Annotated in this window: 22 protein-coding genes and 1 pseudogene; 12 read left to right on the top strand and 11 right to left on the bottom strand. The window is 47.5% G+C overall.

Going from position 1 to position 20811, the window contains the following annotated elements:
• Positions 1 to 10 precede the first annotated feature (10 nt).
• Together ACZ5LF_RS01965 and ACZ5LF_RS01960 are read left to right on the top strand one after the other, a co-directional pair.
• The gene (locus ACZ5LF_RS01965) at positions 11 to 1528 is read left to right on the top strand and encodes a potassium/proton antiporter (protein ID WP_380570394.1); all 1518 of its coding nucleotides are present in this window, start codon (positions 11 to 13) and stop codon (positions 1526 to 1528) included.
• Positions 1529 to 2149, top strand: coding sequence for a hypothetical protein (locus ACZ5LF_RS01960; protein WP_380570393.1), 621 nt, complete (start codon positions 1529 to 1531; stop codon positions 2147 to 2149).
• A gap of 29 nt (positions 2150 to 2178) precedes the next feature.
• On the opposite strand, the gene ACZ5LF_RS01955 is transcribed toward ACZ5LF_RS01960, so the two are convergent.
• The 3 genes from ACZ5LF_RS01955 to ACZ5LF_RS01945 form a co-directional block, all read right to left on the bottom strand.
• A complete protein-coding gene (locus ACZ5LF_RS01955) occupies positions 2179 to 2595 on the bottom strand; it encodes an OsmC family protein (protein ID WP_380570392.1) in 417 nt (138 codons plus the stop codon).
• Between the two features lie 67 nt (positions 2596 to 2662).
• On the bottom strand, positions 2663 to 3868 hold the full coding sequence (locus ACZ5LF_RS01950; RefSeq protein ID WP_380570443.1) for an Nramp family divalent metal transporter: 1206 nt from the start codon (positions 3866 to 3868) through the stop codon (positions 2663 to 2665).
• A 64-nt stretch (positions 3869 to 3932) separates the two neighbouring features.
• Positions 3933 to 4874 (bottom strand): agmatinase family protein, encoded by a 942-nt coding sequence (locus ACZ5LF_RS01945; RefSeq protein WP_380570390.1) that lies wholly within the window; start codon positions 4872 to 4874, stop codon positions 3933 to 3935.
• Positions 4875 to 5050: 176 nt separating this feature from the next.
• Between ACZ5LF_RS01945 and ACZ5LF_RS01940 the strand changes: the two genes are divergently transcribed.
• Genes ACZ5LF_RS01940 through arsC form a run of 3 tightly spaced genes read left to right on the top strand, consistent with a single transcriptional unit; the run spans position 5051 to position 7127 of the window.
• Complete coding sequence (locus tag ACZ5LF_RS01940) at positions 5051 to 5392, top strand: ArsR/SmtB family transcription factor (protein ID WP_380570389.1); 342 nt, start codon at positions 5051 to 5053, stop codon at positions 5390 to 5392.
• A complete protein-coding gene (locus ACZ5LF_RS01935) occupies positions 5392 to 6690 on the top strand; it encodes an arsenic transporter (RefSeq protein WP_380570388.1) in 1299 nt (432 codons plus the stop codon). Before ACZ5LF_RS01940 ends, ACZ5LF_RS01935 begins: the two co-directional genes overlap by 1 nt.
• A 17-nt stretch (positions 6691 to 6707) precedes the next feature.
• Entirely contained in the window at positions 6708 to 7127 is a 420-nt protein-coding gene (gene arsC, locus ACZ5LF_RS01930; protein WP_380570387.1) for an arsenate reductase (thioredoxin), read from the top strand.
• A 31-nt stretch (positions 7128 to 7158) separates the two neighbouring features.
• Here arsC and ACZ5LF_RS01925 read toward each other — a convergent pair whose 3' ends face one another.
• The gene (locus ACZ5LF_RS01925; RefSeq protein ID WP_464759593.1) at positions 7159 to 7380 is read right to left on the bottom strand and encodes a hypothetical protein; all 222 of its coding nucleotides are present in this window, start codon (positions 7378 to 7380) and stop codon (positions 7159 to 7161) included.
• A gap of 82 nt (positions 7381 to 7462) precedes the next feature.
• Here ACZ5LF_RS01925 and ACZ5LF_RS01920 point away from each other — a divergent pair, with 82 nt between their 5' ends.
• The 4 genes and pseudogenes from ACZ5LF_RS01920 (at position 7463) to murJ (ending at position 12266) form a co-directional block, all read left to right on the top strand.
• Positions 7463 to 8485 carry an NADH:flavin oxidoreductase/NADH oxidase gene (locus tag ACZ5LF_RS01920; protein ID WP_380570385.1) on the top strand — a complete coding sequence of 341 codons (1023 nt, stop codon included), beginning with the start codon at positions 7463 to 7465 and terminating at the stop codon, positions 8483 to 8485.
• A gap of 14 nt (positions 8486 to 8499) precedes the next feature.
• Positions 8500 to 9405 (top strand): acetamidase/formamidase family protein, encoded by a 906-nt coding sequence (locus ACZ5LF_RS01915; RefSeq protein WP_380570384.1) that lies wholly within the window; start codon positions 8500 to 8502, stop codon positions 9403 to 9405.
• A 5-nt stretch (positions 9406 to 9410) separates the two neighbouring features.
• Entirely contained in the window at positions 9411 to 10487 is a 1077-nt protein-coding gene (locus ACZ5LF_RS01910) for a glycerate kinase (protein WP_380570382.1), read from the top strand.
• Between the two features lie 252 nt (positions 10488 to 10739).
• Positions 10740 to 12266: pseudogene (gene murJ / locus ACZ5LF_RS01905) on the top strand (murein biosynthesis integral membrane protein MurJ).
• Positions 12267 to 12301: 35 nt separating this feature from the next.
• Here murJ and ACZ5LF_RS01900 read toward each other — a convergent pair.
• The gene (locus ACZ5LF_RS01900; protein WP_380570381.1) at positions 12302 to 12829 is read right to left on the bottom strand and encodes a chromate transporter; all 528 of its coding nucleotides are present in this window, start codon (positions 12827 to 12829) and stop codon (positions 12302 to 12304) included.
• Complete coding sequence (locus ACZ5LF_RS01895) at positions 12826 to 13362, bottom strand: chromate transporter (protein ID WP_380570380.1); 537 nt, start codon at positions 13360 to 13362, stop codon at positions 12826 to 12828. The genes ACZ5LF_RS01900 and ACZ5LF_RS01895 overlap by 4 nt, the downstream gene beginning before the upstream one ends.
• A 191-nt stretch (positions 13363 to 13553) precedes the next feature.
• Here ACZ5LF_RS01895 and ACZ5LF_RS01890 point away from each other — a divergent pair, with 191 nt between their 5' ends.
• On the top strand, positions 13554 to 14408 hold the full coding sequence (locus tag ACZ5LF_RS01890) for a hypothetical protein (RefSeq protein WP_380570379.1): 855 nt from the start codon (positions 13554 to 13556) through the stop codon (positions 14406 to 14408).
• A gap of 20 nt (positions 14409 to 14428) precedes the next feature.
• The gene (locus ACZ5LF_RS01885) at positions 14429 to 15340 is read left to right on the top strand and encodes a sulfatase-like hydrolase/transferase (RefSeq protein WP_380570378.1); all 912 of its coding nucleotides are present in this window, start codon (positions 14429 to 14431) and stop codon (positions 15338 to 15340) included.
• 66 nt (positions 15341 to 15406) lie between these two features.
• Here ACZ5LF_RS01885 and ACZ5LF_RS01880 read toward each other — a convergent pair whose 3' ends face one another.
• From ACZ5LF_RS01880 to ACZ5LF_RS01865, 4 genes are all read right to left on the bottom strand, one after another.
• Positions 15407 to 16996, bottom strand: coding sequence for a gamma-glutamyltransferase family protein (locus ACZ5LF_RS01880; RefSeq protein WP_380570377.1), 1590 nt, complete (start codon positions 16994 to 16996; stop codon positions 15407 to 15409).
• A 70-nt stretch (positions 16997 to 17066) separates the two neighbouring features.
• Complete coding sequence (locus tag ACZ5LF_RS01875) at positions 17067 to 18101, bottom strand: Rho termination factor N-terminal domain-containing protein (protein WP_380570376.1); 1035 nt, start codon at positions 18099 to 18101, stop codon at positions 17067 to 17069.
• Positions 18102 to 18239: 138 nt separating this feature from the next.
• Positions 18240 to 18524: an AzlD domain-containing protein gene (locus ACZ5LF_RS01870; protein ID WP_380570375.1), complete on the bottom strand. Its 285-nt coding sequence runs from the start codon at positions 18522 to 18524 to the stop codon at positions 18240 to 18242.
• Complete coding sequence (locus ACZ5LF_RS01865; protein WP_380570374.1) at positions 18521 to 19207, bottom strand: AzlC family ABC transporter permease; 687 nt, start codon at positions 19205 to 19207, stop codon at positions 18521 to 18523. The genes ACZ5LF_RS01870 and ACZ5LF_RS01865 overlap by 4 nt, the downstream gene beginning before the upstream one ends.
• 93 nt (positions 19208 to 19300) lie before the next feature.
• Here ACZ5LF_RS01865 and ACZ5LF_RS01860 point away from each other — a divergent pair, with 93 nt between their 5' ends.
• Complete coding sequence (locus ACZ5LF_RS01860) at positions 19301 to 20140, top strand: HAD-IIB family hydrolase (RefSeq protein ID WP_380570373.1); 840 nt, start codon at positions 19301 to 19303, stop codon at positions 20138 to 20140.
• An 11-nt stretch (positions 20141 to 20151) separates the two neighbouring features.
• Here ACZ5LF_RS01860 and ACZ5LF_RS01855 read toward each other — a convergent pair whose 3' ends face one another.
• Positions 20152 to 20754 carry an alpha/beta hydrolase gene (locus tag ACZ5LF_RS01855; protein WP_380570372.1) on the bottom strand — a complete coding sequence of 201 codons (603 nt, stop codon included), beginning with the start codon at positions 20752 to 20754 and terminating at the stop codon, positions 20152 to 20154.
• Between the last annotated feature and the right edge of the window lie 57 nt (positions 20755 to 20811).

Raw genomic sequence — 20811 nt, 5'->3', positions numbered from 1 at the left:
GGGGTTTTTGATGGATGTCCAGCTAGACTATCCCATCTTGTTGATTGCCATACTGCTGGTCTTGGGCGTTGTGATGACACGTTTTTCGTCCAGACTCGGTGTCCCCTCGCTTGTACTCTTCATAATCATAGGTATACTTCTGAACCAGGTCATCTACTACGATAATGTGGAACTCACCCAACTGATTGGTATGATAGCACTTGTCGTCATACTTTTTGAAGGTGGTCTGCAAACCAATATCATGACCATCAAAAAGGTGGCTGGTTCAGCGGTACTTCTTGCGACCATCGGCGTATTGCTGACAAGTTTCATACTCGGTCTGTTCGCCTATCTGATCCTGGACCTTGATTTCATGACATCGATGCTGCTCGGGGCCATCGTCGGATCGACTGATGCCGCCGCAGTGTTTGCAGTATTCGGCAGTAAAAACATCAAGGAAAAACTATCTTCTACAATCGAAGCGGAATCCGGAACGAACGACCCGATGGCTGTGTTCCTTACCGTCACCATCATATCGGTCATCGAAATGCCAGGAGAGAGCAATGTTTTATATCTCTTACTTACCTTCTTTTGGCAGATGGGTGTTGCCATCATAGCCGGTATCATTATAGGCCGGCTTGCGGTTTTCGTCATCAACCGGATCGACCTCGAAGCTTCTGGACTCTATCCAGTGCTCTCCCTTGGATTTGCGATGCTGACCTTCGGTGTTACAGAAGTCATCGGTGCAAGTGGATTGCTCTCTGTATATGTCATGGCGGTACTGATGGGGAATCGGCCCCTTACCTATAAACATTCCATACTACGCTTCAATGAAGGATTGGCGTGGATGATGCAGATTGTCATGTTCATCATGCTCGGCCTGCTTGCCTTTCCTGGGGAATTGATCAACTATACATTCCAGGGGATCCTTATGGCACTCATCCTCATATTCATCGCCAGACCGATCGGCGTCTTCCTCACTTTGATTGCAAGCAGGTACGACCTCAAGGAGAAAATATTCATTTCGTGGGCTGGTCTGCGCGGCTCTGTGCCGATCGTTTTAGCGACTTATCCACTAGTCAGTGACATCGAGAGCGGATACCTCGTCTTCAACGTAGTCTTCTTTATCGTCTTGTTCTCTGCCTTGCTGCAAGGCAGCACCATCACACCAGTAGCCCGCTGGCTGGGATTTGACGAAGGGGAAACGGAAGCCCCGGCCTATTCGGTCGAACTGCTGGCATTGGGCCAGACACAGAACGATATATACGGGATTGAACTCCCTTCCCATTCTGCCCACCAGAACGTGCAGATCAAAGACTTGGATTTACCGACTGATGTCCTCGTCATCGCCATCATAAGAAATGATGAGTTGATTACACCTAACGGAGAAACGAAGATGCTTTCTGAAGATTTCATCTATGTCATGATGCCAAGAAAGCTACGGGAGCGTACAGAAGCATATTTCAGTAAACCAAAAGAACCACCTAAGAGCAAAAAAGCACGTCAGAAGCCATTTCCAAAGAAAAAAGTGACAAAAGAGGGGGATTAAATGAAATTCATCATTGTCCTACTCGCCATTCCACTATTCATCTCGTCATGTGTAGGCTTGCTCATTCCAGATGATTCAAACCAGAGCGCTACGGAGGAAACCGGAGAATCTGCTAGTGAAGAATCAACAGAAGAGGCTACAGAAGTCTCCAGCGAAAAAGAACCCACAGAAGTAACACCCATCGATGTAACGCGCGATGCCTTCGTCTCAAACTTGTTCTCAGCCAATTATGAGTACAGGACGATTTCACTCCGCTCCAGTTACGAATATATGACGCGCATACTGGGAGAACCGATTGGAAGCGGTCAAAGCATTGATGGTGTCTATTACCACTATAATCATATCGGCTTCAACTTCCCTGAAAAAAGGGAGGAAACCGATGATTTAAGCGAACTCAAGATCGATGGCATCATCATTTTCCCCGAGAATTTTACAAAGCAGGAGGCAGTCGAGACATTCGGTTGGCCGACGCGTGATGAGGTTTCCGATTTCTGGATGATATATGATGCCGACGATTCGAACGAGCAGTATGTCATGATGAAATATAACCAGGAGGACACGATTACAGAAATCATCCTCCAGCATAAAAACCTTGAAGATACTGAGTTTTACGGAAAGTAAAAGGAGGAGCGTCCGGACGCTCCTCCTCTTTATTTCATTTCCCCATTTAATTCGAGTTTTGTAGAAACTGTGGCATTCAATGAATTGATTGCTGAACAGTATTTATCGGCTGATAAATTCACTGCACGCTGCGCCACCTTTTCAGTGACGTCCCCTTTGATTCTGACTATAATCGTGACATCAGTGAATCGCTTCGGTTCAGTTTCGGCACGCTCGGCTTCAATATCTATATCAATGCTTTCCACCTTATCCATGCTGTGCCTCATGATGACATTAAGATCGATGCCCATGCAGCCGGCCACACCGTGCAGCACCATTTCCATTGGCCTCGGACCACTGTCATTACCGCCGACACTGCTGCTGGCATCCATTGTGACATCATAGCCGGAACTGTCACCTTTAGAATTGTAGGCCATTCCGCCTGTCCATTTCGCATTAACTTTCATATTCCCACCCTTTCAATGTGTTAACCATCATTATAAGCAATTTCATCTTCCAGTGACAGCCATGCGCTTACATCAAAGAAGTAACCGCATCAATCAGACTATAGAACCCAAGAAAAGAAACCACTGCCGTCACAGCCCAGCCAACGACATTCAGCCATAAGGCGTTGACATGCTTTTTCATCACTGCTTTTTTATTGATGATGATCATGATCAGCACGGCAATGATTGGAAGTATAAGCCCGTTCAATGCCTGGGCGAAAAGCAGCACCTCCAGAGGTTCGAAGCCGATGGCTGAAGTCACGATACCGAGACTGATCACAGAAGCAAAGACAATCTTATACTTCCTGTTGTCAAAACCACCCTTCCAACGCATGAAGCTGCTCACCGTCACCGCTGCCCCCATCGGTGAGGCAATTGCTGAGGATAACCCTGCCGAAAATAGCCCGACACTTATGAAAAATGGCGCAAGGTCACCCATCAGGGGCTCGAGTGGCGCTGCCAATTCGACGACATTGGTCACTTCTTGACCTTCAATCAGCGCGCCTGCAGTAATAAGTATTGCTGCAGTGATGAACCCACCTACGGTGATGGTAAGGATTGTATCGATTCTGGACGCGTTCAAACCATCCGCACTGTCCCACTTTTCGCTGACCGTCGAGGCATGTATGAAAAAATTGTACGGTACTACCGTCGTGCCGATCAGCGCAATGATCATCAGGATCGATCCCTCTGGTATACCGGGGACGAAAGCCCCCTTCAATATCGCGCCGACATCAGATGCTGATACTATCATAGTCGTGATGAAGGTGATGCTCATTAGGACGATTAGGCCAATCATCACCTTTTCAATGATTTTATAGCTTCCACTCAATCCAAGAGTGAGTATGACGATGCCAATGACCGGCGCCACATAGTTCTCCGGTATTCCAAATAAATAGGAGACACCGAGGGAAGTGCCGAGCAGGTCGCCACTGATGTATGCAGCACACCCTACGCACACCGCAATCATGACCAGCCAGACTGCAGCGAATTTCAATATGACATTATCGAATAACCCGCGTATGTTTTCCCCTAGTCCCTCGCCTGTCACCATACCGATCCTTGCGACCATTTCCTGGAGGACGATTGTCGCCAGAATCGCAAAAATTACTGCCCACAGGAGGGCGAATCCAAATCCTGCACCTGCACGTGTGGCTGTCGTCACGGTACCCGGACCGATGAACGAAGCCGTGATGATTGCACCTGGCCCGATCACTTTCAGCTTTTCAATCATTTTCTGTCCATTCAATGCTTCCACCCCTTCGGATACAGAAGACAGTCTCCCATCGCCCGTTCATCTATTTAACATGTCCACCGTGTACATGGCCCGCCAGCACATATAAAACCGCTGTTGATACAAAGTGCGCTGAGTTCTGGTTCGCGTCCTGCTGAGGGTACACTTCGACAAAATCCATTCCACATAATCCCCGTTTGCCGAATTCATAGATCATCGTCACCAGCTCATGGGATGTGAGCCCATTGCCATCGACGGGACCTCCTGGGTTGAAGGCAAAGTCCAATACGTCGCTGCAGATCGTCAAATAGACGACATCCACCTCCTGTGCTGCCATATCATATATTTCATTCGCATAGGCTTTCAGGTCATGTGCCCCCTTGATGTCATTGATTGTCAGCGTCACGGCTCCCGCTTCCTGAGCATAGGCCCCTGTCTCCGGTTTATTTCTCGGACCCTTGATGCCTGCATGTATAAGACTCTCATTCCTGACTCCGTCAGTCTCGTAAAGGCGCATGAATGGTGTACTCCTGGCAAACCTGTCTCCTTCATAGTGAGGCATATTATCATAGTGTGAGTCCAGATGGATGATCCCCACCTTTTTGCCGGTGTTGGTCAATGCTTTGACGACAGGATATGTGATGCCGTGGTCGCCACCGAGACCTACCAGGAACTTACCTGAGCGCCACAGGTTTTCGGCGAATGCTTCAATGCGGTCCATGGTGCCCGGCACATCATGCGGTATGACGCTGACGTCACCAACATCCCCAAGGCTCAAATGGTCTTCCACATTAATGTGATCCAGCTCGGGCAAGTAAGTGCTGTACCGCGCAGAGGACAATCTGATCTGCTTCGGCCCCAGTTCGCACCCCGTGTAGTCTCCCCAAGTACAGGCCCCTTCCCACGGTACACCGTAGATCAGTACATCCGTATCGTATTCGTCAGTCTTTGTAAGATTTTTCGCCCCCAACATCGGAGGGGTGTTGCCATAAATATTTGATTGCATCCTTTAACGCCTCCTGACTTTTCTGAATTGTCATTCTATATATCATGATAAAAGTAATGAAAATGAAAATCCACCGATATACTTCATTTTAAGATCATTGTTGAACATATAACCATAATCTTATATAATTCAACCCATTACATAATAAAAAACTTATATGATTGAGGTGCGATCCAATGGAAACGACAGTTGATATTAATAATGTTGCGGAACTTTTCAAAGTTCTGGGCGATCATTCACGATTATCGATGGTTGCGATGATGTATAAGAAGGAATGTTGCGTCTGTGATTTCACAGAATGCTTCAATATGAGCCAACCTGCTGTAAGCCAGCATCTGAAAAGGTTGCGGACACTCGGCTTGATTACGGAACGGAAAGATGGGTATTGGACCCATCTTTCCTTGAACCCTGATAGTCCATTCATGGAAATGCTATCAAAATTATTGGCGACGACACCTGGCCTTGATGCACATGCCGACCGTCTGCTCGCTTCATGCACAAGGGAGGCATGCTGCTGATGGTGAATTCTGTAATTGCAGTCCTGATCTTCCTCATCACGTTGTTTCTTGTCATCCGTCAGCCTAAAGGTCTCGGCATCGGCTGGTCGGCGGTTGCTGGAGCAGTTGCAGCCTTGCTCTTCGGCGTCGTAAGCTTTGGGGATGTCGGAACCGTGTGGGGCATAGTCTGGAATGCGACGCTGACTTTCGTCGCTGTCATACTGATTTCATTGGTACTCGATGAAATCGGATTTTTTGAATGGTCTGCACTACATATGGCACGTTTTGCCAAAGGCAGTGGATTGAAGCTGTTCATCTACATCGTCCTGCTGGGCGCGATAGTGGCTGCATTGTTTGCCAATGATGGAGCCGCCCTGATTCTGACACCGATCGTTCTGGCGATGGTCAGGAACCTCAATTTCACGGAGAAGATGATCATGCCGTTCATCATGGCAAGCGGATTCATCGCCGATACCGCCTCCCTGCCATTCGTCGTCAGTAACTTGGTGAATATCGTCTCGGCAGACTTCTTTGGCATCGGGTTCATCGAATACGCTTCAAGGATGCTTATTCCCAATCTGTTCTCTATCCTGGCAAGCATTCTTGTACTGTGGCTCTTTTTCAGAAAAGACCTACCGTCCAATTACGGAGTATCTGAGTTGAAGCGCCCTTCTGCAGCCATCCGTGACCAGAGAATGTTCGCCTGGTCGTGGGTGGTACTCGCCTTGCTGCTCATCGGATATTTCCTGAGTGAGCCGTTTGACATCCCTGTTTCTATCATTGCCGGGCTCATAGCATTCTTTTTTGTGATGATGGGAAGAAACAGTCCCGCTGTGCCCGTTAGAGATGTGGTAAAGGGTGCACCTTGGGATATCGTCCTTTTCTCCCTCGGCATGTATGTTGTCGTATATGGTCTGCAAAATGCAGGGCTGACTGCCCTACTCGGCCGTTTTCTAGCTACAGCCGGAGAACATGGGTTATTTGCCGCCACAATGGTCATGGGCTTCACAGCTGCAATACTGTCATCGGTCATGAATAATATGCCGACCGTCATGATCGATGCCCTGGCCATAACTGCATCAGGCGCCCAAGGTTCCATTAAGGAAGGTCTGGTATACGCCAATGTCATCGGCTCTGATCTTGGTCCGAAGATTACACCGATCGGATCGCTCGCTACACTACTGTGGTTGCATGTGCTCAAAAAGAAAGGGGTTAATATTTCCTGGGGATACTATTTCAAAATCGGCATCATCCTGACGCTTCCCGTTCTATTCATAACTTTATCCGGCCTATACCTATGGCTGCTCATCATCTCATAAACTAAAGGAGTGTCACCATGCAAAAACCCATCATTTATTTTTTATGTACCGGAAATTCATGTAGAAGTCAGATTGCAGAGGGCTTTGCCCACAAATATTTAGGCGATGAATATGAGATTCATTCAGCAGGCATCGAAGCCCATGGAATGAATCCAAGGGCGGTAAGCATCATGAGAGACGCCGGCGTTGATATCACTGGTCAGCAGTCAAGCATCATAGACCCTGAAATTCTGAACCATGCAGATTATGCAATCACCCTTTGTGGGGATGCCCGCGATAATTGTCCTGTCACGCCATCGGACGTCATTCACCTGCATTGGGGGTTTGAAGACCCAGCCAAAGCCAAAGGCAGTGAAGAAGAAATATATTCAGCATTCCGCCAAGTAAGGAACGACATCGAAAAGAGAATCATCCAGTTTAAAAACGAAGGAAAATAAAACAGGCCCTTAAAGGGCCTGTTTTTGTAATCTATGATGCCGTGTGCCTTTCCCGTTTCCATTTGATGCGATTCATCACCAATATGATCACTGCAGCTGCTACACCGATGAGGTTAGTATATGTTTCCGGTGCGGTCAGAAGCAATGCGCTTGCTATCAGTACAATTCTGAACACCACATTGATATGCGTTTTGAAATATCCTTCTAACCCAGTGGAATTATTACAGTTGTCATTAAATATAGCATTATTCAAAACTGCTAAATTCAAAACCTCTTTATATTTGAAATTTTCTCTAAATTTAATACAATGGAGTTAACCACTGAGGAGGAATTGGATGAAATCACTTTTTGAACCCTACACACTGAAGGCTTTAACGACAAAGAACAGGGTCGTAATGGCCCCCATGTGCCAATACAGCGCGACTGACGGCATACCTGACGAGTGGCACTTCACGCACTACACCTCGCGGGCGGTCGGCGGCACTGGTCTGATCATGTTGGAGATGACCAATGTCGAAGCACGGGGTCGCATTACCGACCATTGTCTAGGTATCTGGTCCGACGGTCATGTGCCCCACTACAAACGAATCGTCGACGCTTGCCATCGCCACGGGGCAAAGGTGGGCATCCAACTCGCTCACGCAGGGCGCAAGGCTCAGGATACGGAGACTCCAGTTTCAAGTACGGATGAAGCATATAGCCCGGACTTCCATCAGCCACATGAACTGACGGCAGAAGAGACGGAAGAGATTATCGATGCATTCAAATGGGGGACCCAACGTGCAGTTGAGGCTGGATTTGACACCATCGAACTTCACGCTGCCCACGGTTATCTCATCCATCAATTCCAATCTCCACTCACCAACAAGCGCTCCGATGAATATGGTGAAGATTTCAGCCTATTTGGACGCAGGGTCATTGAAGCAGTCAAATCTGTCATGCCTGAAGGGATGCCGCTCATGCTACGACTCTCAGCTGTCGAGTATGCAGATGGTGGTTACGACATCGACCACGGGTCCCACCTGGCGCTCGAGTATGCGGCAGCTGGGGTTGATATGATCGATGTCTCAGCTGGAGGAGAAGGTAAGCCTTCACCAGAGCGTTTCAATGGGGCCTTCCCCGGCTACCTTGTCGAGTATGCCAGAGCGGTGAAAGAAGCTGCTTCAGTCCCTGTCATAGCAGTCGGTCTTCTCGATGATGTCAATCTGGCTGAGCACGCCATCGCATCGGAATCTGCAGATCTCGTCGCCATCGGCCGTGGACTGCTGCGCGATCCTTATTGGGTGCTCAACGCTTCCCAGTCCAAAAATGCAGAGGATGACGCCTTCATCCCTGTGCAGTATAAAAGAGCATATTAGAATGGAGAATGATCATGAAACATTCATTGCATAAATCAAACTTATTTTATGCGATGTCAAAAGATAATCCAGCTGCTTTAAGGGTTGATGCTGGGGATACGATAACGATTGAGACAAACGATTGCTTCCTCGGACAGATCACTTCCAGTGATACCGTGTTGGACCAGTTGGACTGGGACCGCATCAATCCTGCGACGGGCCCTATCCATATAGATGGCATCCAAGCCGGAGATGTGCTCAAAGTCACAATTGAAGACATCACCCTTGAACCAAAAGGGGTCATGTTGACAGGCCCTGGGCTTGGCGTCATGGGGGATGATATGGAGAAGATGGAGGCCAAAATGTTCGATATTGATACATCGGAAGGTACTGTTTCGTTCAATGGCCTGTCTCTTCCCCTAAACCCGATGATCGGCGTCATCGGAGTGGCACCAGAGGGAGAAGCAGTAAATAATGGGACACCGGGCCGACACGGCGGCAATATGGACAGTAAGAAGATCACGACTGGGGCCACCCTCTATCTACCTGTTGCACACGAGGGGGCCTTGTTTGGCCTTGGAGATGTCCACGCCAAGATGGGGGATGGTGAAGTGAGCGTAAGTGGACTTGAGACGGGAGCATCGATCACAGTGACCCTCGATAAAGCACACAATATAAAAACGCGCCATCCGATCGTCGTCGATGCGGATGGTGTATACATGACAGTATCGAGCGAAAGTCTCGACACCGCAGTCGACGAATCCGTCAAGGAAATGATTGCATTACTCCGCCCCCACACAGACTTGAGTCTGTCTGAAATGACCATGCTCATGAGTCTGGTCGGTGAGGCGCAGATCAATCAGGTAGTCGATCCTTTGAAGACTGCCCGCTTCTTTGTACCGCACCATGTCCTTGACCATTACGGAATTACCTTGGGGTAGATATCATGAATATTGTTGTAGCACCAGATTCCTATAAAGGGACGTTCAATCAATATGAGATTGCAGCAACCATGGGAGAGGCCCTCACGGATTTGGGCCATCACAGCATTTTGAAACCGATGAGTGACGGTGGAGATGGCCTCCTTACATGTTTTCGGAATGAGGATTATGAGGAGGTCACCATCAATGTGACAGGGCCGGAAGGTCAGACAGTCGAAGCCTCCTACTGCCGCAATGGACAGGCTGCAGTAATTGAAACGGCCGAGGCGTGTGGCCTTCATCTGGTCGGCAGTTCACACCCAGGCGATCGGACGTCATTCGGCATCGGCGAACTGATTTTGGACGCGGTTGATGGTGGGGCACAACACATCATACTGGGTTTGGGTGGTTCTGCAACAGACGATGGCGGCTACGGGATGCTGCTCGCTCTAGGAGGCGCCGCAGTGGATACAAGCGGCATGCCAGTTGGCGTGTTCACTCATGACATAGAACATGTTGACGAAATCAGCCTGAAATCACTCCAGCCCCTGGAAGGTGTAAAGTTAACCATCGCATCCGATGTCACCCATCCATTGTTCGGAGTCCGAGGAGCTACCCGTGCGTTCGGACCCCAAAAAGGCGTGCAGGAATCGGAATTCGCTTTCTTCGAGTCACTGCTCTCACACCTCTTTGACAAAACATCAGATGTTTTCCAAGATGACTTCAGTGACTGCTGTGGTGCAGGTGCAGCTGGTGGACTTGGATGGATGCTGATGAATCTCGGGGCAGAAATGAAACCGGGAGGCATTCTGGTTGCTGAGATGATCCACTTGGAGGATGCAATAATGAAAGCCGATATGGTAATTACAGGTGAAGGCAAAACCGATGCTTCTTCAGTGCACGGAAAAGTCCCTGCGACTGTGGCACAACTCGCTGATCGCCATCAAAAGCCGTGCCACCTCATCTCCGGTCAGATAACCGATGCTGATACTAGGGCTTTCGCTTCTGTCCATCCATTGTGCGATGGCTCCTGCAAAATTGAGGACATCATTGAAGAGACACCACGGCTGATCAGGCAAAAGATACAGCATATAGTGACATAGAAAAGGTCTGGAATGACGTTTCCAGACCTTTTCTATGCCTTAAAACTGCACACATCGGATTGCGGATTCAAACTCGAGCCAAACCGATAATTCATATCTCCGTGGCCTATGGCTCTAAACCCGCCATCCATTTTCTGCTAAAATACATATTGTATGCTTTTACTATTTGGAAGTATGGATCAATAGGAGTTTTTTTATGAACATTATGTATGCAAATCATGGATTGATACAGAATCCACACAGCGTGGCCATATGAGAAAAGCCATCTTTCTGTTGATGGTGCTGACCGTCGTTTCAAAAGTCTCTGGGTTCTTAAGGGATTTGACACTTGCCTATTTCTACGGAGCAAACGAAACCAGTGATGTCTTCCTATTATCGATCAGTATCCCAACTGTCGTTTTTGGTGTGGTGGCAGCAGGCATTTCGACCGGCTACATACCGCTCTATTCACGGATAACAGAGCAGTCCGGCGACAAGGCGGGGCTCGAATATATCAACAATCTAATTAATATATTGCTGATTTCCACTACATTCATCGTCATACTCGCTCTTATTTTTACTGAACAGCTCGTTAAGGTATTCGCAATCTGATTCCAGGGAGAAACATTGGCACTTGCAGTAATGTTCACCCGCTTCAGCATATTCGGCATCTACTTTACACTCATCACCCGGATTCTAAGTGCCTACCTGAATTATAAAAAGATGTTTGCTGTCCCTTCCTTGATAGGCATTCCCATGAATCTGGTGCTGATTGTGGCCATAATCCTGAGCAGCAGGTTAGAACTGATCTACATTCTAGCCGTGGCTAATGTAGTCGCACTATTTATCCAGTTCCTGATCATCGTGTTCTTTGCCTATAGATATTCTTTCCGCTTCCAGCGGGTGTTGCATCCAAGGGATGAACATATAAAAGAAATGGCTGTATTGGCTTTCCCGGTCATCCTTGGTTCCGGTGTGAGTCAATTGAACCGTCTGATTAATCGTTCACTTGCATCCTGGATTTCCATAGGTGGAATTTCCTCAATTAACTATGCCAGCACTTTGAATGTATCCTTCCTCGGTATCTTCGTCTCCTCATTCGTTACAGTGTTTTATCCAGACATATCCAAAAAGGCAGCCCGAGGAGACATGCCGGGGCTAAAGCACACTTTGAACCAGACCATACTGGGTGTGCTGATCCTAATAATTCCTGCCACAATCGGTGCGATGATATTCGCAGAGCCTATTGTCCGTTTCCTGTTCGACCGCGGTGCCTTCGATGAAACCGCCGTAACATTGACGACTTCAGCGTTCTTCTTCTACTCACTTGGTCTTGCCGGTACAGGTGTCAATTTGATTTTAACCCGGACCTTCTATGCACTGCAGGATACAAAAACACCTATGCTCAACAGCACAATCGGGGTGAGCATCAATATTGCCCTGAACTTCCTGCTGGCAGCGATTCTCGGGATAGGTGGTCTAGCTCTTGCGACCAGTCTTTCTGCACTGACGACCGTTCTGCTACTGACACGGAGCCTCCGCAGAAAACTCGGTCGGCTTAATCTGACACATCTTATACCGACTGCGTTACGGATCACAGCCGCTGCACTTTTTGCTGCTGCGTCATCTTATGGATTTTTGGCCCTTATCAATCCTGTCGTCGGAAGTGACGTCAGCCTGATGCTTGCGTTCGCACTGATGGCTGTACTCTATATTTCTATGTTACTGCTGATGGGCGTGGACGGCGTCCGTACTTTCCTTGATGCCATGCTGAATAAGTTCAAAAAAAGCCAAAAATAGGATAGCCTGTTTTTGGCTTTTTATCCTCCTACATATCACAACAGAAGCGCACCATAAACCAAGCCAAAAATGATTACAAGTGCGGGATGGACTTTAAATTTCATCAATAGCAGGAAACTGGCAGCAACCAGAAACGCTGTGTGTACAGTTCCGGAGGCATCATATGCATTGAAGATGAATTCGTATGCTATCCACCCAAGAAGGATTGCAATCACCGGTCGAATCAGTGTGGTCAGAGTTTCGAATTTCTGTGTGCCTTTCAATCTGTAGAGCAGTCCCGCGAGAAAAATCATCAGCAATAGTGAAGGCAAGACCGTAGCAGCAACTGCAACAACCGATCCCCCCAGCCCTCCAACTTCATAACCTATAAAGCCGGCCATTTTGGTCGCAATCGGGCCGGGTAAGGCATTGCCAAGTGCCAGAACCTCGGCAAATTCACGGGAATCCATCCACTCATAATTCTGTACGACTTCCTGCTCCACCAATGGAATGGAAGCGGGACCACCCCCATAACCTAGAACTCCGGGGATGAAGAAAGCCAGGAATATATGTATATAGATCATACTCTCCCCTCCCTTCTGAACAGGCTGAAAACAACAATGAGCAGAATAATCAGGGCAGGATGAATTCCTACCACCACCAACATGAAGAATGCGAGAGCTGTAAACAGGAGGAGGAAGTGCCACGTCGTTTTCGCCTTTGCCTTGGCCAGAAATTCATACGTCAACACAAACAGCATGACACCTACGATCGGCATCACCCCGTTGCTCATGCCTTGTACCCACTCGAGGTCCTTAAATTCCGTAAACAGCTTCAATAGTACAATCATCAATATGATGGTCGGCAGAATTGTGGCCAATACGGCATTGGCCATGCCGAGCCACCCTTTTTGCAGGTAACCGATGTACCCTCCTAGTTTGGTGGCGATGGGACCAGGCAGGACGTTACCTATGGCCAGGGCATCCTGAAACGTTTCGTCCGTCATCCATTCGTGTGTATCGACCACTTCTTTATGGACAAGCGGGATGGACGACGGGCCACCACCATACCCAAGCATTCCGACTTTAAAAAACACCCAGAATATTTTAAAGTGCATTATACGCCCCCCTTATGTCTAACTATTCAAATTATTAAGAATTATTGACTTGGATGCTTATTTGCTTTAGATTATATACTATTATGCGGCAACTAAAAGTATAGTCATTTACTTTCAATTCCCCCTTCAAGGGGAGTTTGAGACTCTTTTAACTTTTCATCCCGGATTAAATTCAATATAAGGAAGTAATTATGAGACTAGTAAAAAATTCAGCATTCCTTCTAGGCCTGTTAGCAGTATTCTTGCTCAACAGCAGATACTGGATTCAGGCCTTCCCCACAATTTTATATGATGGAAAGGCTGTGCCGGTTGAAGAAATCAATGAACACACTTTTCAGGGGATATCCATCATATTCCTTTTCATATTGCTGGTCTACAGCCTGATCGGTAAACCGTTGACCACATTATTGATCTCCAATCTGTCACTATTTCTTTTTTATTATGCCAATAAGTTGAAATTCGAACAACGCGGCGAAGTGGTCAACTATAACGAAATCAAAGAAGTCATCAACATCAGGGAACTTTCGAATATAGTCGACCTGAAGATGCTGTTTGTTCTTGTCACCGTTCTTCTGTTGGCATCATTCTTTTTATTTTATCTGGAAAGTAAGTTATATAGAAAATTGGGGCTATCCAGATTCAGGATCATTCGAATTACAGCTTTGGTGGGAATCATAATTGCTTCAGTGATCTTCTATACGGACACTGAAAAATATTCCTATGAATATTTCGGGATTGAAGAGAAGGATTCATATATCTTCAATCCGATTAAAGAGATTAAAAGGGTAGGCTTCGTCCCAAATTTTCTGATCAATATTTCGAGGAACTTCATGGAACCTCCAGATGATTATTCCAGGTCGAATATCGACGCCATTTCAGAAAAGTATAAAAAAGAATCCGCTGAATATAACGATGCCAGAAAAAATGATATCACCGACGAACATACCATCATTTATCTCAGCGAAAGCTTTTGGCAGAATGAGGTTCTGATACAGAACAAGATGCCTGCACCATTCATCAAAAAGCTTGAGGAACAGCAAATATAGAATTTGAGATACTGACCAGCATGTCGCTTGAACTCCATCAGCAGCCTACAGTCACTTCGCCCTACATCGAGTACTTCGAAAAATCCAGTGGCAGTTCATCTATACTTACACTGGTCGAACAGAATGCCGTGATCCACCCCTATACCTACAGTCTCTACAACAGAGTTGATGTGTACGACAAGATGGGAGTTTCCAAGCTGTTCAGCCAAGAGGATATGAGCGACTTGGAGAAGCTTAAAGGAACAGGGAGGGCAAGCGATCGCTATCTTACGGACCTGGTGGACAAGAAGATGGATGATTACCGTATGTTGAATGTCATGTCCATGCAGAATCATTCGCCCTATTCACCCGGGGTTCTCGAAGATATCACCTATGAGCCGGTTCTAAAGCCTGGCATACTCTCCGAGGAGCCTACTGCAAGCAAGTATGGTGACTATATAGAATATGCAAAATCATATTTCAGGCAGCTGGTGAAAACCGATTCTGCAATCGAGAAGCTGATCGCCGATATGGAAGACAAGAAGTACGATGTAAACCTGATATTTTATGGAGATCATGCGCCTAGTTTCCTCAGGGGGAAGGGAGCGCAATTACAGGGGCATACTAACCAGGCCCCCTACTTCATCTATCAGAACCATGATAGGGGCGACACCAGTGATGCAGATTTATTGAGTCCCATGTTCCTCGTACCGAAACTGCTGGCAGACGGCCAATATAAGACAACACCCTACTACTATATGCTGGTACTGCTTTATCAGAAAGGTGTGACTGGCATCACCTCAAGCGGTGCATATATAGGAGATGCATTCGTACCAGATGAGGCGCTCGGAGAGGATATCAAAGTACTGGTAAGCGATTATAGAAATGTCTCATACAACCGTTACTTCGACAAGAACTCCATCGGCAGACCTTTTTTCAATAAACAATTCTAGATTTATATTAAAGCAGGCCCAGGGGGCCTGCTTTAATATATCAGATGACTTCCAGGGTCCCTTCAACTAATAAGATGAAATGGCCCCATCCGTACGCGACTCAGTTCCTCCGATAAGCACCCCATCAGAGTTCTTTAAGATCACCTGCCCACGACCGAAACTATTGGGTTCAAGATTCACTTTGATACGGTGCCCCCGCCTGATCAGACTGCGGGCGATATCTGTGTCGAAACGGTCTTCAACTTCAACTTCGAGCCCTGCTTTGAATTGCCATCTTGGCGCATCGAGGGCGCTCTGGGGATTCATGCCGTAGTCGATCAGATTCATCGCCACCTGTAGATGGGCCTGCGGCTGCATGAAGCCACCCATTATGCCAAATGGACCAACCGCCTTTCCCTCCCTGGTGATGAAACCCGGTATAATCGTATGGAAAGTCCTTTTGCCGCCACCTATGAAATTAGCGTGTTCCGGATCCATGGAAAAGTTATGCCCCCTATTCTGCATGGCGAGCCCGGTACCGGGAACCACTACACCTGAACCAAAGCCCATATAGTTGCTTTGGATATAGGACACCATATTACCTTCACCGTCTGCTGTGGCAAGGTAGACGGTCCCTCCCTCAGGCAGGTCCCCATGTTCCCGTTCCTCTGCCATTTCTGTAATATGGCTTCGACGATCCTGAAGATATTGCTGATCCAGCAGTTGGGAAACCTTGATGCGCATGTTATCGGCATCCGCTACATGTTTGGTCGTATCGGCGAATGCCAATTTTATCGCTTCAATCTGATGATGAAAAGTGCGCTCATCTAAAGCAGGGTGGTCATCATCCTTGAGCATGCCAAGGGCCATCAATGCTGTGATGCCCTGACCGTTCGGGGGAAGTTCATGGATAACATGACCTTTATAAGCCATGCTTGCAGGCTGGACATATTCCACTTCGAATTCAGCCAGGTCGTCATGTTCGATTAGACCGCCCGTCTCATTACTGAATTGGACGATTCTTTCTGCGAGTTCTCCCGTATAGACGCTTTCCGCCTCAGTAGCGGCAATATCTTCCAATGTCTGCGCATGCTCCGGCAAAGTTTTGATGATGCCAGCTGACGCAGTGCCAAAAGTCTCGAGCCATGGTTTCAATTCTTCGTGGTTATCCACTTCCCGAATGTAGGTCTGATAAGCCGCCTGCCAGTATCTGGCCACTACCGGTGTGATGACGAAACCGTCACGAGCAGCACGTATTGCTGGTGCGAGCACTTCCTTCAAAGTCAGATTGCCGAAATCACGGATAAGTGCGGCCCAAGCCTTCGGCACTCCTGGTACTGTTACCGGTAACCAACCGAACTTGGGTAGTGCATCAAACCCCCTTGCCTTGACTTCCGCCATCTCCAACCTTTTCGGGGAGCGGCCGCTGGCATTCATGCCGTACAACTTCTCATCCATCCATGCAATCATGAATGCGTCTCCGCCTATGCCGTTACTCGTCGGCTCTACTACAGTCAATGTCGCTGCTGTAGCAATTGCCGCATCCATTGCATTACCCCCTTGCTTCATCACTTCAATCCCCGCATCCGTCGCCAATGGGTGAGTGGTGGCCACCATGCCATTCTTTGCATATGTGCTGTATCTCGAGTTTTTATACGGATAACTATAATGATTCATCTAAAATCCCCTTGTTTTGAATATTCAATTATTTGACTGTGTAGAAAAAGGTCCGCTAAATACCGGACCTTCATCTGCCGCAGCATTTCTTATATTTACGCCCGCTGCCGCATGGACAAGGGTCATTCCGACCCACTTTGACTTCCTTGACGACTGTCTGGGAGTTCAATTCCGACTCCTTGTGGCCACGATATTTGAAGTGGCGTGTGTTTTCAACGATCTCAGCCATCATATCCATCAATTCGCGTTGGCTGCCAGCATTCTGCAACTCGACATTCAAGGTCATCAAGTATTGGAGGATATCATCTTTCTTAGACCCCTGCATAATCAGCTGAAGCAGTGATATATATACACTGTAATGTTTGTCCCTCGGTACATCGACATTATCCTTCACCCACTCTTTGAGTGCACGATGGGCTTTCGATTCATCGATATAGTTGGGATCGCTGAACTTGATGAATTTGCCGAATTCCGGCTCGTAGTAAGGTAGATTTCCCTGGAGTTTTTTGACCATTTCATACTGTGCATAATTCATGTCATCAATGATGATCTGTTCATTATCTTCATCAATTGAAATATCATAAGGTGATTCTCCAAGGAAGCTCACCAGTTCCGCTGAAGTCATTTCCATATCATAATATTTTTTGAATAGGTGTTGGAGCTGACTGAAACTCACAATACCGTAAAGATGAAGAGCAGCTCTTATAAGCTTCAATTTACGTTGGACTCTAAGCCGCGCTTCCCTATTCACTTCATTATCTACCGTAGCGAACAGCTCCGGTATTCCTTCTGCAATAAAGAACTTATCCTCCTGTTCAGAATCTTCAAAGGCATAGCCCAATATATACAGCCCGAACAGTTCTTCCAAATTATATCGCGACTCGGTAGGCCCACGGCCTCCCGTGTTCTTCCAGGCTTCAAAAGAATGGTCATCGATGTATTTATACGCGTACCCTGCCGCTTCTGTAGTATGTTGACGCTCGATTATGGCATCAATCAGATCATCCTTTTTATATTTCGAGAAGTTTTTCACTGAAATGGTACGCGCAAGACGCTTCAGATCATTCATATTGTACGACTTTAGATGGCTCTTTGTACTTTTCACATTAAAACTCCTTCGCTCCTTGATTATTCCCTTCATTTTACCACATGACCCTTTCCTTGGTAACCAATCAGGTCCCGCCACGGTCGCTGCCATGCCGGTTTAGGCACAGCAAATGGATATGCTGAAATCTAAGGCCCCTCAAGTTATCAGATAGACAAACACGATTGTGCCTAGCACGATAAAGAAAAGCGGCACCCGAAACAACGCCAGCAACATGGCGAACGCCCCTCCCAAAAGACCATGCAATGGATTTTCGAGGGCATCTAATATACCCGGGAAGATAAGCACGCCGAGTGCGGCATAAGGGATGTAGTTCAAATATGTTACAAGCCATTCCGGCAATGGGAAGCCATCGATTATAAATGCCGGTAGAATACGTGTTATAATCGTCACAGCAAACATGGCAACAACCAGTAGGGTCATCTGGACACCTCCGCTCTTTCAAGTATCGATCCGAGTGCTGCTGCAATGAGTATCGCCAGCACGATGGCAATGCCGGATGGCACGAAGGAGAGCTGCCCCATTATGTAATGGATGATCATGCCTGCCATGGCGATGATGCCGAAGCGGTAGTGGATACGCACAGCTGGAATGAGCAGTGCGATGAACAGTGCATATAAAGCGATGCCGCTGGCTGCAACCCACCCCTTGCTCATCCATTCGCCCGCCAGGTAACCAATGGCAGAAAACGTCACCCAAAAAAGATAGGCTGTGAGGAAAGTGACTGCATAGCTGCTGAAATGACGCTGTTCTGGAGTACTGTTGGCGGTCACTGCAAAGCCCTCATCCGTAACATATGAAGATAGGAACAGACGTTTCAAAAAGGATTCATGCTTCAAATCATAGTTTACCTTGAACGACATGACAAAATGCCTTGAATTGAGGATGAATACGGCAAATACAATGGCTATTGCACCGCTCGTAGACATCATCTGGAGGGCCAGAAATTGGCTTGCGCCTCCATATACCATGAAACTCATCAGCACCGCGTCAAAAAAGGACATGACCGGTTTTGCCGTTATGCCAAAGGCTACAGCAACCGGCACATAACCCATGCCGATGGTCAATCCGTCCATCAGCGGCTTCTTCAAATCCGTTCGCACCACTTCTTCACCCCGCCTGAATCTATAATTATAAAAATATATTTCGCAATAAGAAGGCATTACAATTCAACTTCAGCATAAAAGGAGAATCATTTCATGAAAGCATTGGTTCTGGATATGGACGGCACGATACTCGACCACAGTGGCCGCTTCCCAAAATCCCTCGTTGCGGTATTGGCAGCACTCAAAGAAACGGGGATGCTCATCTTTTTCGCGACAGGACGAACGCATTACGAAATTACAGAAATTACTCCCGGAGACTGTCCACTTGACGGTTATGTTGCAGCAAGCGGCATGGGTGTCTATGTAGATGGTCGGTTGATTGATTCTGCTTCATTCGACCCTGACTTCGTTTCAGATATGATAGCTGCTGCACGCAGGCGGCAGATCTATTACGAAATCCACACGCTTGAAAATTCAAGTCGTACCTTGCTTGAAGATAAAGAGTATTCGGCCGCAGACATCAGCCGGCCCCAGCCGGAGACGATGAAGCATTTTGAATACCTCTACGCCCAACAGACACTCGAAAGTACAGTTCAATGGGTGCCGACCCTATCATTCGAACATGTCGTAAAGATATTCTTCTTCAGTACAGACACGGATAAGATCGGCAGCTGGTACGACCATCTGAGAGCGCAGCAAGACGAATCGGACTATGCCCTCTATACCACCAGTGTCCATAATGCCGAAATCATGTTGAAGGGACGCGACAAGGCCACAGGCCTTGAAACTTTAATGGGTCGATACGGACTGTCGTATGAGGATGTGCATGTCGTGGGGGATTCGATGAACGACCTTCCTTTGTTTGACAAAGCCGGCAAGCGTACCGCAATGAAAAACTCGGTGCCCTCAATCCTTGAAGCTGCAGATGATGTCACTGCATATACGTGCGACGAAGATGGACTCTCGCACTATTTGTCTTCCGTATACCTTTGATCGATCAGGGGCTACTTCACTCCCAGATACCAGACATGCCCCTCCATCAATTCTTCCGGGTCTATCTCGTGGCCGCCGTCCGTCAGCTTGATGCTGACCTCGGCGCCTTTTTGTTCGAGGTGCCGTCTCAACTGATATGCTTCACCGGCAGTCGTCTGGACGTCCCTGGCCCCTGCTGTCAGAAGGATCTTCTTTCCGCTCAGATCGACCTCTGCCGCTTGTTCACCATTGTAGGATGGATGCATCAGCATGGCGCCCGCCACCGGCAGATCATGATGCATGAGCAGGTGTGAAGCCATATCCGCTCCATGTGAGTAGCCGACATATATCGCCTGATTGAGATCCAAACCATATTCTTCAGCCAGATCCTCCACCAATTTTTTTATGGCCGTCCCTTCTGCCTTAAGGCTACCTTCATCATATCCTGCCCCCTGTCGAGCGAAGAAATGCGCACGCCCTTCTTCATCAACGTTCCCGCGGAATGCGAGTATATTGGCTGAGCCATCCACCATAGCTGCAATCTCCAAAAGATCCGTTTCACGACCGCCACTGCCATGAAAAAGTATCAGTGTATTCCTTTTCTCGTTTTTAGCTTTTATAAATAAATGTTCCATTCCGGCAACCTCCTTTATTAGAGTTTACTTCCCATATATTATATAATATCAGTGATA

The sequence above is a fragment of the Salinicoccus siamensis genome, assembly GCF_055391965.1.
This window is presented reverse-complemented; position numbering and strand designations above follow the sequence as displayed.

Coding starts and splice junctions, on each gene's coding strand:
- ACZ5LF_RS01965 (WP_380570394.1), top strand. CDS start 11: ATGGATGTCCAGCTAGACTATCCCATCTTGTTGATTGCCATACTGCTG.
- ACZ5LF_RS01960 (WP_380570393.1), top strand. CDS start 1,529: ATGAAATTCATCATTGTCCTACTCGCCATTCCACTATTCATCTCGTCA.
- ACZ5LF_RS01955 (WP_380570392.1), bottom strand. CDS start 2,595: ATGAAAGTTAATGCGAAATGGACAGGCGGAATGGCCTACAATTCTAAA.
- ACZ5LF_RS01950 (WP_380570443.1), bottom strand. CDS start 3,868: ATGATTGAAAAGCTGAAAGTGATCGGGCCAGGTGCAATCATCACGGCT.
- ACZ5LF_RS01945 (WP_380570390.1), bottom strand. CDS start 4,874: ATGCAATCAAATATTTATGGCAACACCCCTCCGATGTTGGGGGCGAAA.
- ACZ5LF_RS01940 (WP_380570389.1), top strand. CDS start 5,051: ATGGAAACGACAGTTGATATTAATAATGTTGCGGAACTTTTCAAAGTT.
- ACZ5LF_RS01935 (WP_380570388.1), top strand. CDS start 5,392: ATGGTGAATTCTGTAATTGCAGTCCTGATCTTCCTCATCACGTTGTTT.
- arsC (WP_380570387.1), top strand. CDS start 6,708: ATGCAAAAACCCATCATTTATTTTTTATGTACCGGAAATTCATGTAGA.
- ACZ5LF_RS01920 (WP_380570385.1), top strand. CDS start 7,463: ATGAAATCACTTTTTGAACCCTACACACTGAAGGCTTTAACGACAAAG.
- ACZ5LF_RS01915 (WP_380570384.1), top strand. CDS start 8,500: ATGAAACATTCATTGCATAAATCAAACTTATTTTATGCGATGTCAAAA.
- ACZ5LF_RS01910 (WP_380570382.1), top strand. CDS start 9,411: ATGAATATTGTTGTAGCACCAGATTCCTATAAAGGGACGTTCAATCAA.
- ACZ5LF_RS01900 (WP_380570381.1), bottom strand. CDS start 12,829: ATGATCTATATACATATATTCCTGGCTTTCTTCATCCCCGGAGTTCTA.
- ACZ5LF_RS01895 (WP_380570380.1), bottom strand. CDS start 13,362: ATGCACTTTAAAATATTCTGGGTGTTTTTTAAAGTCGGAATGCTTGGG.
- ACZ5LF_RS01890 (WP_380570379.1), top strand. CDS start 13,554: ATGAGACTAGTAAAAAATTCAGCATTCCTTCTAGGCCTGTTAGCAGTA.
- ACZ5LF_RS01885 (WP_380570378.1), top strand. CDS start 14,429: ATGTCGCTTGAACTCCATCAGCAGCCTACAGTCACTTCGCCCTACATC.
- ACZ5LF_RS01880 (WP_380570377.1), bottom strand. CDS start 16,996: ATGAATCATTATAGTTATCCGTATAAAAACTCGAGATACAGCACATAT.
- ACZ5LF_RS01870 (WP_380570375.1), bottom strand. CDS start 18,524: ATGACCCTACTGGTTGTTGCCATGTTTGCTGTGACGATTATAACACGT.
- ACZ5LF_RS01860 (WP_380570373.1), top strand. CDS start 19,301: ATGAAAGCATTGGTTCTGGATATGGACGGCACGATACTCGACCACAGT.
- ACZ5LF_RS01855 (WP_380570372.1), bottom strand. CDS start 20,754: ATGGAACATTTATTTATAAAAGCTAAAAACGAGAAAAGGAATACACTG.